Source organism: Halomonas chromatireducens (genome assembly GCF_001545155.1).
GTDB lineage: Bacteria > Pseudomonadota > Gammaproteobacteria > Pseudomonadales > Halomonadaceae > Halomonas > Halomonas chromatireducens.
This window is the reverse complement of the sequence record NZ_CP014226.1, coordinates 1,489,230-1,503,765: the sequence shown is the minus strand read 5'-3', so window position 1 is coordinate 1,503,765 and position 14,536 is coordinate 1,489,230. Positions and strand designations below refer to the sequence as shown.

General features: G+C 62.6%; 13 protein-coding genes and 2 pseudogenes. 6 read left to right on the top strand and 9 right to left on the bottom strand.

Annotation, left to right across the window (positions count from 1 at the left end; genetic code table 11):
• Positions 1-105: 105 nt before the first annotated feature.
• Both ppsR and LOKO_RS07055 read left to right on the top strand, forming a co-directional pair.
• On the top strand, positions 106-939 hold the full coding sequence (gene ppsR, locus LOKO_RS07060; protein ID WP_066452264.1) for a posphoenolpyruvate synthetase regulatory kinase/phosphorylase PpsR: 834 nt from the start codon (positions 106-108) through the stop codon (positions 937-939).
• 3 nt (positions 940-942) lie between these two features.
• Positions 943-1,719: a DUF3750 domain-containing protein gene (locus LOKO_RS07055; protein WP_066446892.1), complete on the top strand. Its 777-nt coding sequence runs from the start codon at positions 943-945 to the stop codon at positions 1,717-1,719.
• Between the two features lie 488 nt (positions 1,720-2,207).
• Here LOKO_RS07055 and LOKO_RS07050 read toward each other — a convergent pair.
• The 9 genes and pseudogenes from LOKO_RS07050 to LOKO_RS07010 all read right to left on the bottom strand — a co-directional run.
• Positions 2,208-2,636, bottom strand: a pseudogene (locus tag LOKO_RS07050) (CoA transferase); the annotation flags it as partial.
• 80 nt (positions 2,637-2,716) lie between these two features.
• Positions 2,717-3,898 carry an acyl-CoA dehydrogenase gene (locus tag LOKO_RS07045; RefSeq protein ID WP_066446888.1) on the bottom strand — a complete coding sequence of 394 codons (1,182 nt, stop codon included), beginning with the start codon at positions 3,896-3,898 and terminating at the stop codon, positions 2,717-2,719.
• A 114-nt stretch (positions 3,899-4,012) separates the two neighbouring features.
• The gene (locus tag LOKO_RS07040) at positions 4,013-5,407 is read right to left on the bottom strand and encodes an MATE family efflux transporter (protein WP_066446885.1); all 1,395 of its coding nucleotides are present in this window, start codon (positions 5,405-5,407) and stop codon (positions 4,013-4,015) included.
• A gap of 568 nt (positions 5,408-5,975) precedes the next feature.
• Complete coding sequence (mmsB, locus tag LOKO_RS07035; protein WP_066446883.1) at positions 5,976-6,878, bottom strand: 3-hydroxyisobutyrate dehydrogenase; 903 nt, start codon at positions 6,876-6,878, stop codon at positions 5,976-5,978.
• A gap of 56 nt (positions 6,879-6,934) precedes the next feature.
• A complete protein-coding gene (locus LOKO_RS07030; RefSeq protein ID WP_066446882.1) occupies positions 6,935-8,089 on the bottom strand; it encodes an enoyl-CoA hydratase/isomerase family protein in 1,155 nt (384 codons plus the stop codon).
• 49 nt (positions 8,090-8,138) lie between these two features.
• Positions 8,139-8,375 (bottom strand): annotated as a pseudogene (locus LOKO_RS07025) (acyl-CoA dehydrogenase family protein); the annotation flags it as partial.
• Positions 8,376-8,846: 471 nt separating this feature from the next.
• Complete coding sequence (locus LOKO_RS07020) at positions 8,847-9,782, bottom strand: 5-oxoprolinase subunit C family protein (RefSeq protein ID WP_066446877.1); 936 nt, start codon at positions 9,780-9,782, stop codon at positions 8,847-8,849.
• On the bottom strand, positions 9,779-10,456 hold the full coding sequence (gene pxpB, locus LOKO_RS07015; protein WP_417935395.1) for a 5-oxoprolinase subunit PxpB: 678 nt from the start codon (positions 10,454-10,456) through the stop codon (positions 9,779-9,781). Before pxpB ends, LOKO_RS07020 begins: the two co-directional genes overlap by 4 nt.
• 23 nt (positions 10,457-10,479) lie before the next feature.
• Positions 10,480-11,232: a 5-oxoprolinase subunit PxpA gene (locus tag LOKO_RS07010; RefSeq protein WP_066446868.1), complete on the bottom strand. Its 753-nt coding sequence runs from the start codon at positions 11,230-11,232 to the stop codon at positions 10,480-10,482.
• A 216-nt stretch (positions 11,233-11,448) separates the two neighbouring features.
• On the opposite strand from LOKO_RS07010, the gene LOKO_RS07005 reads away from it, so the two are divergent.
• From LOKO_RS07005 to LOKO_RS06990, 4 genes are all read left to right on the top strand, one after another.
• Positions 11,449-11,886: a VOC family protein gene (locus LOKO_RS07005; RefSeq protein WP_066446867.1), complete on the top strand. Its 438-nt coding sequence runs from the start codon at positions 11,449-11,451 to the stop codon at positions 11,884-11,886.
• Between the two features lie 13 nt (positions 11,887-11,899).
• Positions 11,900-12,892 (top strand): LysR family transcriptional regulator, encoded by a 993-nt coding sequence (locus LOKO_RS07000; protein WP_066446864.1) that lies wholly within the window; start codon positions 11,900-11,902, stop codon positions 12,890-12,892.
• 16 nt (positions 12,893-12,908) lie between these two features.
• Positions 12,909-13,892 (top strand): TRAP transporter substrate-binding protein, encoded by a 984-nt coding sequence (locus LOKO_RS06995; protein WP_066446862.1) that lies wholly within the window; start codon positions 12,909-12,911, stop codon positions 13,890-13,892.
• A gap of 68 nt (positions 13,893-13,960) precedes the next feature.
• Positions 13,961-14,524: a TRAP transporter small permease gene (locus LOKO_RS06990; protein WP_066446861.1), complete on the top strand. Its 564-nt coding sequence runs from the start codon at positions 13,961-13,963 to the stop codon at positions 14,522-14,524.
• The last annotated feature ends 12 nt before the right edge of the window (positions 14,525-14,536 follow it).

Here is a 14,536-nt window from a genome sequence, read left to right as displayed (position 1 = left end):
TTGTAGTGGCTTGTGGCGCAGCGCACCGAATAAACCACGCCTTGCCCGTAACGCCATCAGCCCCGACAATGGAAATCGTCCCTGTCAATGGAAGCTGAACCTGCCATGCCACGTACCGCCTTCTTCATTTCCGACGGCACCGGCATTACTGCCGAAAGCCTCGGGCGCAGCCTGCTGGCACAGTTCGAGAATGTCGATCTGCGTATGCTCACCAAGCCCTATATCGACTCCGTCGAAAAGGCCCGCACCCTGGTCGAGATTATCGAAGCCACGGCGGTGCGCGACGGCGAGCAGCCAATCATCATCGACACCATCGTCGATGAGGGTATTCGCGACGTGATACGCGGTGCCACCGGGTTCAAGGTCGATATCTTCTCCACCTTCCTCAAGCCGCTGGAGCAGGAGTTGGGCACGCACTCCAGCTACAGCGTGGGGCGCACCCACTCCATCGGCAAGGATGAGGTATACATGGACCGCATTCATTCGGTCCATTTTGCCCTGGACAATGACGACGGCGCCCGCACCCACCAGTACGATGAGGCGGATGTGATCCTGGTGGGTGTCTCCCGCTGCGGCAAGACCCCCACCTCGCTCTATCTGGCATTGCAGTTCGGCATCCGCGCGGCCAACTATCCGCTCACCGAGGACGACCTCGACGAGAACGGCACGCTCAAGCTGCCCAAGGTGCTGGCGACCCATCGACACAAGCTGTTCGGGCTGACCATCGATCCACGACGGCTGACGGCGATACGTCACGAGCGTCGGCCCAACAGCCGCTATAGCTCGCTGGACCAGTGCGCCCAGGAAGTCGAACAGGCCGAAGCGCTCTATCGCCAGTTGCATATCCCCTTCATCGACACTACCCGCTTTTCGATCGAGGAGATCTCCACCCGCATGATCGCCGAGACAGGCCTGACCCGGCGTTTCTCGCCACGATAGCCCATGAAAGGACTATTGGCTTTTCTGGTTGTGGTAGCACTCTTTGGCGGCGGCCCACTCTATCAATGGTGGCTCGGCGGTATGGAAATTCGAGGCGACTGGCGAAGCGCCGATCGCACCAGCGCCGGGCTGGCACCCGACCTCACGCACACGACCGAGGCCGTGGTGCAGGTCTACTCCGCTCGGGCCTTCAACTGGCGGGGTATCTTCGCCGTGCATGCCTGGGTTGTGACCAAGCCGCAGGGGGCTTCCCAGTACACCATCCATCAGGTCACCGGCTGGGGGCGCCCCACCCTCTCATCCCGACCCGGGACGCCCGACCGCGCCTGGTTCGGCAGTGCGCCCAGCGTCCACGTCACGCTCTGCGGCCCCGAGGCCGAGCTCGCCATCGAACAGATCGAGGCGGCGCTGCCGGCATACCCCTATATGGACCGCTATCGCGCCTGGCCCGGCCCCAACAGCAATACGTTCGTCGCGTGGCTGATTCGTGAAGTGCCGGCGCTCGACGTCGCCCTGCCCTCCACCGCCGTGGGCAAGGACTACCTGGGCCGCCAGGTCGTGGCCCGCAGCCCGAGCGGCACAGGGTTACAGGTTTCGCTGGGTGGGTACCTGGGGGGAGCCATTGGCATCGAGGAAGGATTGGAGGCACATCTGGGAGGGCTGGTGGTCGGCATCGACTCCCGCGCCCTGGGCATCAAACTGCCCGGCGTCGGCACGCTGGGGTTGCGGGGCGGGCAGGAAACCACAGGCCCCGCCGAGTGCCCGCGGGAGGGAGGATAAGTCAGTGCGCCGACAAGGTTGGCAGCCTCCACCGAGGCGCCTGCCGGCGCCAGTCGCGATGGAAACCAGCGCTCCAACAGCGATTCTCTCCACCAACGGTGCTACCCCGTTGTTGGAGTATCTTTAGATCACGACTGGAGGCCGAAGGACTCCCGGCGGTGTTGCTATTTTTGGCGATCACTGCCAACGACGGCAGCCTCCGCCAAGGCGCCTGCCGGCGCCAGTCGCGATGGAAACCAGCGCTCCAACAGCGATTCTCTCCGCCAACGGTGCCACACCGTTGTAGACATTATGGATTGACCTGCCCCGCCGCAACGTCGTGGGTTACGTTGAGGTAGGGACCAGAACACAGAGCCACTATTGAGGGAGGCAGGTCATGAATCAGTCTAACGCAACTCAGCAATCCGTTGACGACCAGTACCGACAGCGCCCGCACCAGGGCTTCCTCACCCGGCACGCCCGCCAGCAGCGCCATGCCCCAGGTGAACAGGGCCATCCTGGCCGAAACCGGTGATGGAACAGCCGATCAGCCTGGGATTCAACTCATGCAGGCTGGCGTAGTCGAGGCCATACTTGGCCAGCCCGCCCACCTTGAAGTTCTCCAACACGATATCGGCGCCCGTCGCCAGCTGGCGAATCAGCGCCTGGCCATTCTTGGTGGCAATATCCACCGCCAGCGACTGCTTGCCGCGATTGGCGCAGAGGAAATAGGCGGCCACACGCTCGGGATCGCCACCACCCGCCTCCAGGTCTTCGCCGAGCCAGGGCGGGCCCCAGCCGCGGGTGTCGTCGCCGCGCTCGGGATGTTCGATCTTGATCACGCGTGCGCCAAGGTCGGCGAGCAGCTGGCCGGCCCAGGGGCCAGCCAGCACGCGCGACATATCGAGCACCACGATACCGTCAAGCGGTCCGCTCATGTTGATTCCTTCCACACTCGTCACTGCGTCGGGCAAGACCCGCCGCTCCTCGCTAGAGCTAGCGTTAGGATCTTGGCGAATTAGTTGGCGAAGGCCTGGAGGCCCGTCTGAGCCCGCCCCAGGATCAAGGCGTGGACATCGTGGGTGCCCTCATAGGTATTCACCGCCTCGAGATTCATCATGTGGCGAATCACGTGGTATTCGTCGGAGATGCCGTTACCGCCGTGCATGTCGCGAGCAACCCGGGCGATATCCAGCGCCTTGCCGCAGTTGTTGCGCTTGATCAGCGAGATCGCCTCCGGCACCAGCTGGCCGTCATCGATCATGCGACCGACGCGCAGCGCCGCCTGTAGGCCCAGGGCGATCTCGGTCTGCATGTCGGCCAGTTTCTTCTGGATCAGCTGATTGGCAGCCAGCGGGCGGCCAAACTGCTTGCGATCCAGGGTGTATTCGCGGGCGGCATGCCAGCACGCCTCGGCGGCCCCCATGCTGCCCCAGGCAATGCCGAAGCGGGCACGGTTAAGGCAGGAGAACGGTCCCTTGAGGCCGGTGACGCCGGGGAGGCGTTGGTCGTCGGAGACCTCGACATCCTGGATGGCGATCTGGCCGGTGATGGAGGCGCGCAGACTGAACTTGCCCTCGATCTTGGGCGCCGAGAGACCCGGCATGCCCTTTTCGAGGATGAAACCGCGGACCACGCCCTCCTCGTCTCTCGCCCAGACCACGAACACATCGGCGATGGGCGAGTTGGTGATCCAGGTCTTGGTACCGTTGAGGCGCCAGCCACCATCGGTGCGCACGGCGCGGGTGGACATGCTGCCAGGGTCGGAGCCGTGATCGGGTTCGGTGAGACCGAAGCACCCTACCCACTCGCCGGTGGCCAGCTTGGGCAGGTACTTTTCACGCTGGGCATCGGTGCCAAAGGCGTGGATCGGATACATCACCAGACTGGACTGCACGCTCATGGCGCTGCGGTAGCCGGAGTCGACGCGCTCCACCTCACGGGCGATAAGGCCGTAGCTCACATAGTTCATGCCGGCACAGCCATAGCCGTCGATGGTGGCACCGAGCAGGCCCAGCTCACCCATCTCGTTCAGGATTTCGCGATGGAAGTGCTCGTGGCGGTTGGCCTCAAGCACCCGCGGCATCAGCTTGTCCTGACAGTAATCATGGGCGGTTTGCAGCACCATGCGTTCATCTTCGTCCAACTGATCGATCAGCCGGAACGGGTCTTCCCAGGTGACAGGGGTAATCTGGCTCATGGTGATGCTCCGCAGTGAATATCTACATTTTGATAGAATGTAGACCATGAGCGGCGCGCTGCCAACCCCTGGGCCAGTTTTTTGTGTATCTCCCACCGGAACCAGCGGGTAAAACTAGCCTGAATACGTTACCGGCGGCGCACGCTCTTGAAGACGACGGTGAATGATTAGCCAGGCCACCAGCCCGATCAGCAGGTTAGCGATAAACATGCCGATGAAGATGCCGGTTGGCCCTGCCAGGACACCACCCAGCCAGGCCAGCGGCACGGTCAGCACGAAGAGCCGAATGACCGAGAGACGCATGGCCCGGCCGGGCTCGTGCAGGGCGTTCAGCGATGAGACGGCGAGGATGACGACGCCTTGGGCGCCCAGACCCAGTGGCACCCACCAAAGAAAGGCGCGCAGGACTTCTGCCATGGCATCACTATCGGCATAGCTGCCAACGAGCCAGGGCGCCAGCAATTGCAGCAACAGCCATACCCCAAACTGCCAGGCGAGTACGAAACCGAAACAACCGAAGATGGCGCGTCTTACCCGGTCGTGCTGCGCGGCGCCGATGTTCTGGCTAACCAGAGGCGGAAGCGTCATCGAGAGCGCCAGGACGGCGATCTGAACGAAGGCATCGATACGCGTACCGACCCCGAAGCCCGCCACCGCGTGGTGGCCGTGGTCGGCGACGATCCGCGTCACCAGGGCGAGCGCCAGCGGCGTAAAGACGCTGGTGATGGCAGCGGGAACGGCTATGCGCGACAGCTCACGCCAGGAAGCCAGCATGTCCGCCAGGGGCAGCTGCCGGAAGACGAGACAATCCCGCAGCTCGCGCTGAAAGAAAAGCGCCGCGGTCATCAATCCCCAGCTGAGCACGGTGGCAAGAGCCGCCCCCTGCACGCCCAGTTCGGGGAAGGGACCCACGCCGAAGATCAGCAGCCAGTCGAGGAGCCCGTTGAGCAGGGCCGCCAGCGCCATCATCAGCCCGGGGATCAGGGTATTGCCCTGGGCACGCAACACGCTGTTGAGCACCCGGGGCACAATGACTGCCGCGGCCCCCAAGTACCAGATGCCCATGTAGTCGCGAACATGGGGCATGAGTGCCTCGTCGGCACCCAGCAGCCGGAACAGCGGGTCGATTGTCGCCAAGCCCAACGCGGTGAGGACAAGGCCAACGACCAGCGCGAGCAGCGCCGCATCGGTGGCACGCCGGCGCACCGTGGCGAGATCCCCCTGCCCCAGCCTTCTGGCAACGACCGCCGAGGTGCCTATACCCAGCCCGATCGCCAGGCTGATCACCGCGAAGACCACCGGAAAGGTAAAGGAAACCGCCGCCAGCGGCTCTGTACCCAGCCGTGCGATGAACCAGGAGTCCACCAGATTGAAGCTGAGCATAGCGATCATGCCACCCACTACCGGCAGGCTCTTGCGCAGCAGGGTCGCCGCGATAGGCCCTTCGAGAAGTTCGCGGCGAACGGGACGGCGGGATGGACGATCAGCGGATGGCGATGAAAGCGTCATGAAGCCTCGAATACATGAAACAGGCTCACGATTGTGCCTGCTTCCTGGCGACGTGCCAAAGGGGGCCTCCGCCAAGGCGCCTGGCGGCGCCAGTCGCGACGCGGAGCGGCGCTCCAACAATGATTCTCTCCACCGACGTTGCCACACCGCTGTCGGAGTATTTTTAGATCCGGTCCGACGCATCGGCGACTGGAGGCCGAAGGACTCCCGGCGGGGTTGCCGAGGTTCGCGGCCATCACCGGCGTTTCAGCCTCCGCCGGGCGCCTGGCGGCGCCAGTCGCGACGCGGAGCGGCGCTCCAACAATGATTCTCTCCACCGACGTTGCCACACCGCTGTAGGAGCATCTTTAGATCGCGACTGGAGGCCGCAGGCCTCCCGGCGGGGTTGCCGAGGTTCGCGGCCATCACCGGCGTTTCAGCCTCCGCCGGGCGCCTGGCGGCGCCAGTCGCGATGGGGACCAGCGCTCCAACAGCTGCTCTTTCATGTGCCGAGGCGCCTTCTGGCGCCAGTCGCGGCGCGAAGCGGCGCTCCAACAGCGATCATTTCAACCAACGGTATCGCCCCGTTTCACTCCTCCTCGCCGGCGCGGAAGAGCTTCTGGATGCTGGAGAAGTCCTTGCCGCCGTTGCCCTGGGATGCGTGAAGGGCGAAGAGGTTACGTGCCTGGGAGCCCATCGGCACCGTGGCCTTGCTCTCCAGGGCGAGTTCCCAGGCAAGGCCCAGGTCCTTGGCCATCAGGTCGGTCAGGAAGCCGCCCTGGTAGTCACGGGAGGCCGCGGAGCCCTGCATGACGCCGGGCCAGGGGTTATAGAGGTTCAGTGCCCAGTTGCCGCCGCTGCTCTGCTTCATGATCTCCGAGAGTACGGCCGGGTCGAGACCGTTCTTCACGCCCAATGCCAGGGCTTCGGCGGTGCCGCTCATCAGTATTCCCAGCAGCATGTTGTTGCAGATCTTCGCTACCTGACCAGAGCCGACTTCGCCCGCGTGGAAGATGTTCTTGCCCATGCCTTCCAGTATGGGCTTGGCCTGCTCGAACCCGTCTTCGGTGCCGCCGACGATGAAGGTCAGGGTGCCGGCCTGTGCACCGCCCACACCGCCCGAGACGGGCGCATCGAGATAGGTCAGCCCACGTTCGGCAGCGGCGGCACCGACGAAGCGGGCATCCTCCGGTGAGATGGTCGAGGCGTCGATGATCAGCGGCTTGCCTTCCAGAGCTTCGAACAGCCCCGGCGCCGTGTCACGGCCGAGATAGAGTCGTCTTACATGCTGGCCGGCGGGCAGCATCGAGATGATGACATCGGCACCGCTGGCAGCGCTCTGGGCGCTAGCGCAGGCGTGGGCACCGGCCTTTTCCAGGCTCTTCATGGCCGCATCCACCAGGTCGAAGACGCTGACCTCGTGGCCGGCCTTGACCAGGTTGGCGGCCATCGGCGCGCCCATGTTACCCAGTCCGATAAAGGCGATTTTCATACAGGTTGCTCCTGAGACTCATTATTGATTGTTGGTTCCAGCCGTAGACCGAACGTTCAATTTACGCGCTCGCCTGTGCCGAGGTCACGCAACGGGTGGGCCTCGCTGCTCCACAAGGGGACCATCAAGGCATCCAGGTCGGCCTGTGGCACGCTGTCGACATCGGCATGCTGCCACTGGGGGTTCTTGTCCTTGTCGATCAGCAGCGCGCGCACGCCCTCAGCGACATCTCCCTGCCGACAGCACTGAACCGACAAATTCAGCTCGTCGCGGAAGGCGTCGGCCAGGCTGGTATGACGATGGCGATCCAGCATCAGCCAGACCAGATGCGCGGTCAGCGGGCTGCCGGCCTCGAGCCGCGCACGGTTGGCCGCAAGCCAGGCATCGTCACGGGTATCGCGGAGGATCTGCTTCACGGCGGAAGGTGCATCGACCTGCCCTACCAACGTCTGGATATGGTCGAGATGGGGCCATACCTGCGCCTGGGGTGCCTGGGCGCGCTCTTCCATAGCGTCGACTGCCGCTTGCACGCCAGCGCGCAGATCCCGTGGGGTTCGCGCGCCGTAATCGGCTTCGCCCAGGGCTTCGAGCAGAGTTTCCCGCCGTTCGCGGGGAACAAAGTAGTCGGCCATGCCCAGATCCAGCGCGTCACGAGCGTTCAACTGGGCGCCCGTGATACCCAGGTAGGTGCCGACACCGGGTGGCATGCGATTGAGAAACCAGCTGGCGCCGATATCGGGATAGAGGCCGATGGTGATCTCGGGCATGGCGATGCGCGTGGTTTCGGTCACGATCCGGTGCGAAGCACCGGCCGTCAGCCCCAGGCCGCCGCCCATGATGATGCCGTCTCCCCAGAGCAGGATCGGCTTGGGATAGGTGTGAATCCGGTAGTCGAGGCGATATTCCGTGGTGAAGTAGGTTTCAGCGAAGACGCTATCGCGCCCTGAACCACGGTTTTCGCCTTCTTCGGTCATGGAGCGATACAGCGCGACCACATCGCCGCCGGCGCAGAAGGCCTTCTCACCCGCCCCTTCGAGCCAAACAGCCACGATGCTGCGATCCACCGCCCAGGCGGCGAGCTTGGCCATGAGCTGCTGCGCCATTGTCAGCGTCAGGGCATTGAGTGATTTCGGCGCGTTGAGGGTGGCAACACCAATCCGCCCACCGTCCCTTGTCGGGCGCTCGTCAAAGATGACCGCAAGTTCCGTCATGCAACTGCTCTCCTGATTGTTCTACGTAGCCTTACTGCAATGCCTCGTCTTACTGCAGCGCTTCGATGACGCCATCCGCCAGCAGTCGACGGGCCACGATGACCCGCATGATCTCGTTGGTGCCCTCGAGAATCTGATGCACCCGGGTGTCGCGTACCATGCGCTCCAGCGGGAACTCCCTGAGATACCCGTAACCGCCGTGGAGCTGAAGGGCATCATTGCAGACATTGAAACCCATGTCGGTAGCGAACCGCTTGGCCATGGCGCAATGGGCGGTGGCGTCGGGGTCGCGCACGACTTCGATCCCGCTTGGCTCCACCAAACTTCCTGATGCGTCGTTGAAAGGCTCCTCGCATAGCGAACTATGCGTCGTCACCTTTCGCCTAGCCTCAGATCGTTTGGCTTCGCCACTTCCTCACAGTCGAATTACCTGATCGGATCCGCAGTCATAAGCCATCCTCGCACCGCGCGATGACGGGTTTATGACTGTCGATTGACAGTCTGCTCTTTAACAATGTGAATCATGCTGACAAGTTCTTCCCGAAAGGGAAGGACAACGTGATACGTCTCAAGCGTATCCGGCAATTGTCGTGAGTAATCGCGGCAGGCACCGACTTCCGAGAAGGCCGGTCAACAGCCAGCGGCCAAGCCGCCGACTTCCCAAGAGCCAGCAAGGGCCAGCGAGAGAAGCCTGGATCAGCTGCTACGAGAAAGCGGACTCGGCGCTTGAGGATTAACTCGCCGCGGGCCTCCCGCCTCAGAAATTGCGCAGGAATCCGCGGTAGTCGGCGAGCGCGCGTTCACGCGCCACGGCCACAAGCCTGACCTCCTGTCCCGGCAGGCACTGGGCCAGCCTGGCGGCGGCAAGCGGCGACAGGGCCCCCAGACGGGGGTACCCTCCGATCGTCTGACGGTCATTGAGCAGAACGATTGGCTGACCATCCGGCGGTACCTGGACGGCACCAAGCGGAATTCCCTCCGAAATCATGCTTCCAACGCGACTCTCCAGCCGTGGCCCCCTCAGCCGCACGCCCATGCGATCGGCGCGATCATCGACCTGCCAGACGGAATTGAAAGCAGCATACAGGCTTGCGCCGGTGAATTCGGCGATCTGAGCGCCGGGAATCAGTGCCAATCGGCAACCTGGCCGGGGCATGGGAGGCAGCAACCCCGCCGGGATCCGGCGCTCTTCACCAGGCTCCCCCCGCCAGGCAAGGCGGTCCCCGGTCTTGAGCGGCTGGCCATCGCCGTGAAGTCCACCAAGCTGCTCCCGCGGCGTGGTACTGCGGCTGCCCAGCACTTCCGGTGCCGCAAGCCCACCGGGAAAGGCAAGATAACCGCGCAGCCCATCGCGTGGTTGACTGAAAACCAGCCGCTGCCCCTCGCGCACTGCAAAGCTCGAGCCGGGGGTGATCGGTGCATCATCAAGGCGTGCATCAAGATCCGCACCGACCCACGCCAACCTTGTGGCGCGCTCGATTTCAAGGGTCAATCCCCCACCCACCACGATTTCCAGGGCAGCAGTATCAGGCGCGTTGCCCAGCAGCCAGTTGGCCCAATAGAGCGAGACCCAGTCGGCGGCACCGCTCTGGGTCACGCCGAGATGACGCACGCCCATACGACCACCATCCTCGATCATGGCAAGGGGGCCGGCCTGGATGACACGCAGCCCCTTGGCTCCCTCTCTGCTCATGGGCGCTCCTCCAGTGGCGTGGTATCGCCGCCCTGTGCCTCGAACTCGTCACGGGAGACGGCCTGGAAGCGCACCCGGTCTCCCGGTTTGAGCAGGGGGTCACCTCGCCGGGCATGCTCGAACAGCGGCACCGCGGTGCGCCCCAGGATATTCCAGCCGCCGGGCGACGGCAGTGGATAGATGGCGGTCTGTCGCCCTGCAATACCAACGCTGCCTGCGGCAACCTTCCGACGTGGGGTCTCCAGCCGAGGCGTGGCCAGTGCCTCCTCGACAAGTCCCATGAAGCCGTAACCGGGCGCAAAGCCCAGGGCAAAGACACAGTAGTCACGGTCGCAGTGGCGCTGGACCAGCGCGTCGATGGAAATACCCGCCCGATCCGCCACTCGCTGCAGCTCGGGACCGACACTCTCGTGATACCACACGGGTATCTCATGGCGCTGCCCTGCCTGGGTGTCCGCGGGCTGCAGGTATTCCAACGCCTCTCGAATTCGCCCATGGGCCTCGCCATGCGACAGCAGGCGGCAGTCATAGTGGACCATCAGGGTAGTATAAGAGGGGACCAGGTCGATCAGTGTCTTGTCGAAGGCCCCGCGAAGCGCCCGGTCGGCGGCGATGATCCATGCCATGTTGGACTCCTCGATGGTGTCGAAGAGCCTGACCATCAGCACGTCCATCGCCGTCGTTTCGATGCCTGCCCTCACGCTTTCACCAAACCGTGAAAGGCCTCGCGTATGGCCCGCACGGCCGCAACCGATTCGGGGTTGTCCCCATGCACGCAAATCGTATCGCAGGGAAGTTTGAGGGCCGAGCCGTCGCTGGCCGTCAGGGCCTCGCCCCTGGCCAGTGCCACCGCCTGGGCAACGATGGTGGCTTCGTCGTGATGAACGGCGTTCGGAAGCCGGCGCGAGACCAGGTGGCCCTGGGCATCGTAGGCGCGATCGGCAAAGGTCTCGAACCAGATCGACAGCCCCATTTCAGCGGCAAGCGTACGAATGGGCTGAGGGTCCGCCGTTGCCATCACCATCAGGGGGAGGCTGGGGTCGTAGGCAAGAACCGCCCGCATTACTCCCTCGAGCAGCGCAGGATCCCGTGCCATGTCGTTGTAGAGGGCGCCGTGGGGCTTGACGTACTGGATGGCGGTACCTTCTGCCCGGCAGAGCCCCGCCAGGGCACCGATCTGGTAGAGCACCATGTCCTCGACTTCAGCGGGGGTGCAGGCCATCGAGCGGCGACCAAAGCCCATGAGGTCGGGATAGGCGGGGTGAGCGCCCACCCGGACACCATATCGGGCAGCCAATGCCACAGTGTGGCGCATCACGTGAGGGTCCGAGGCATGAAAGCCGCAGGCGACATTGGCGCAATCCACGAAGGGCATCACGTCTTCATCCATGCCCAGGGTCCAGTTGCCGAAGCTTTCCCCCATGTCGCAATTGAGCAAGGGCATGACCATGACGATTCCTTTTATTTTGAAGAGTCAATATCTACTGCTTGGATTACTCACTATATGGAGAGGTCTTTTAAGGTGCCAATCGTTTTTTCCGATAGTAAATATCGGCGCCCCCTATCAAGCTGATATTATTTACAAAAATGGTTGACGACAGCTTCCCGGAGGATTATCAATTTAAATAAGTTTCACCAGCATAATGACAAGAATTCAGGAGGCCCCATGTCCGTTTCCGATCCATTCCACCTTGCCATCCAGGTCCGAGATATCGATGAAGCGAGATCTTTCTACGGCGACTTCCTGGGCTGCCCTGAGGGTCGCTCCTCGGAAAGCTGGGTCGATTTCAACCTGTTCGGGCATCAGTTTGTCTGTCACCTCAACCCGGCCCTGAAGGACGCCCCCGTCACCAGCCATACCAACCCTGTCGATGGGCACGGCGTACCGGTGCCGCATTTCGGCGTCGTGCTTGAGATGGAAGCCTGGGAGGCGCTCGCCGGCAAGCTCAAGGCACACGGTGTGCGCTTCGAGATAGAACCCTATATCCGCTTCAAGGGTGAAGCCGGCGAACAGGCCACCATGTTCTTCTACGACCCTTCCGGCAACGCCCTGGAGTTCAAGGCGTTCAAGGACCGGGAGAGCCAGCTGTTCAAGAAACAGTGACGAGGCGGATCGGGTGCTCGATTTCAAGGAACTCGAAGCTTTCGTCTGGGCGGTGCGGCTGGGTTCGTTTCGCAAGGCGGCTTCACACCTGCACCTGACCCAACCCTCGGTGTCCGAGCGCATCTCACGGCTCGAATCGACCGTGGGCGAACGGCTTCTCGAACGCTCGGCACGCCCCATCCAACCCACGATGCGCGGGCGTGAATTTTTTCTCCATGCCGAGCGCATGCTGCATCAGCGCGATGAGGCGCTGCAGTTGTTCGACAGCGAAGAGACGTTTTCGGCACCTTTACGGGTCGGAACCATCGAGACCATCGCCCACAGCTGGCTGCCGGATTTCATGCGCCGACTCACCGGCAAATTCCCGGACTTGATTATCGAACTGACCGTCGATTATTCACCTGCATTGAACGACCGGCTCGACAAGAACGAACTGGATATCCTGCTGGCGATGAACGGATATCTGGCAGAGGATCGTATCGACAGCATGCCCCTCAGTCCCTATGAAATGGGCATGTTCATTGCGCCAGTCCATGCAGAGATGCTGCTGGACAATCCAAGCCAATGGATGGGCACGCTTCCCTTCATCTCCTTTGGCAAGAAGGCCAGGCCCTATGAAGAACTCCTTCAGTACCTGGCCCGCGAGAAACTGCAACAGCCACAGATTCATAGCGTCAGCACGCTCATGACCATCGCCCGAATGACCATGGAAGGCCTCGGTATCGGCGCGCTTCCCGTCACGACGGTACTCGACCAGTGGCGCAGTGGAAAACTCTACCGTATCGCGCTGCCAAGGCCGCTACCGGACATGCACTATGATGTGATATGGCGTACTGCCAACCATCCACGTTTCTGTCGTGGCGTAGGCCAGCTAGCGCAGGCATGTGCCGAAAACTATGAGAAGCAACGTCAGGATGAAATGGAAGCCACTGATTTCGCAGGCCGTTGGGTGCGGCCGCAATGTCCCACGACTCACCCGAAGGCAACATTACGACCATCAAAATGAACAAGAGGTCTTTACCATGCACAAGACGATAGCAACTCCCGTAATACTGGCGGCCGCCGTCGGCTTCGCAGCGACCGCACAGGCAGCGGAATGGACCATGGCGACCCCCTACGGCGATGCCAGCTTCCACACCAAGAACGTCAAGCAGTTCGCCGAAGACGTGTCAGAAGCCACCGATGGCGAATTGACCATCAATGTCCACAGCGGCGGCTCTCTGGTCGCTCACGGCGAGATCAAGCCATCTGTCCGTCGCGGCACCATCGAAGCGGGCGAGGTCTTCCTTTCGGTACTCTCCAACGAGGACCCGATCTTCGAAGTCGATACCCTGCCGGGGGTGGCCGGCAGCTATGAGGAGGCGTTTGCCCTGTGGGAGGCGACCAAGCCGATCATTTCCGAGCTCTTCGCCAACCAGGGCATGATGCCTCTCTATGCCGTGGCCTGGCCCTCCCAGGGCATCTACACCGATTTCGAACTCAACGACCCCGATCAGTTCGAGGGACTGCGGGTGCGAGCACCCAATATCAACACCCAGCGCTTCGTGAACTACCTGGGCGGTAACCCCACTGAAACCGAAGAGTCCGATATCCCCACCGCCTTCAGCACCGGGCGGGTCGATGCCATGATCACCTCGACCTCTACCGGCAACTCGATGACCGCCTGGGATTACGTCTCCCATTACACCGATGCGAACCTGTGGCTACCGAAGAATATCGTCTTTATCAACCAGCGTGCCTTTGACCGCCTGGACGAGGCGACCCAGGAGGCCGTTCTCGAAGCGGCAGCCCGTGCCGAAGAGCGTGGCTGGCAGATGAGCCGCGACGACAACGATGCCAGCGCAGAGGCCCTGCAGGAGAACGGCATCACCGTATCCACACCGAACGATGAAGTGGCAGCCGCTCTGCAGGCCGCAGGCGACAGGCTTTTCAGCGACTGGGAAGAGCGCGCCGATGATACGGCCAAGCAGGTGCTCGAGGAGTATCGCAGCCAGCGTGACGACTGAAGCCTGACCACGATGGCGCGGCGGTTTTCCGTCGCGCCCTCCCCTCGAGTACGCCGTGAGGCCAAGCCATGACATTCAAGTTCGACAAACTCTACCGCCTTGGGGCCTGGGGAGCGGCAGCCTGCATGGTCACTATCTGTGTCCTGATCTCGCTCCAGGTCAGCTTCAGGCTCATGGACGCGGGCCTGGTACTGCTTGGCCTGCGCCGCACCGGCCTGAGCATCACCGGGGTTTCGGAACTCGCCTCCTATCTGCTGGTCGGCGCGACGTTCCTCGGCCTTGCCTATACCTTCGTCCATCATGCCCATATCCGCGTAACGCTGCTCATCGCCCGGCTACCCTCTGCCATTCGGGTCTGGTTCGAAGTCTTTGGGTTGCTGGTTGCCCTGACACTCAGCCTGCTGCTGGGTTATGGCCTGGTTGAACTGGCCAGGGAGAGTCTGGCATTCAATGATGTGTCATCCGGCTTCCTGTCGATCCCCCTCTGGATTCCACAGACCGTCCTGGCAACCGGTGTCGGGCTGCTCTGTCTGGCGCTTCTTGAGGCGCTCATCATTGCTTTGCGCATCGCCGCCCGCGATCCCTCGAGCTTTCGCGAAGCGACGGCTACCAAAGACAGCGACATTCGCTGAGCCCGACCTGCA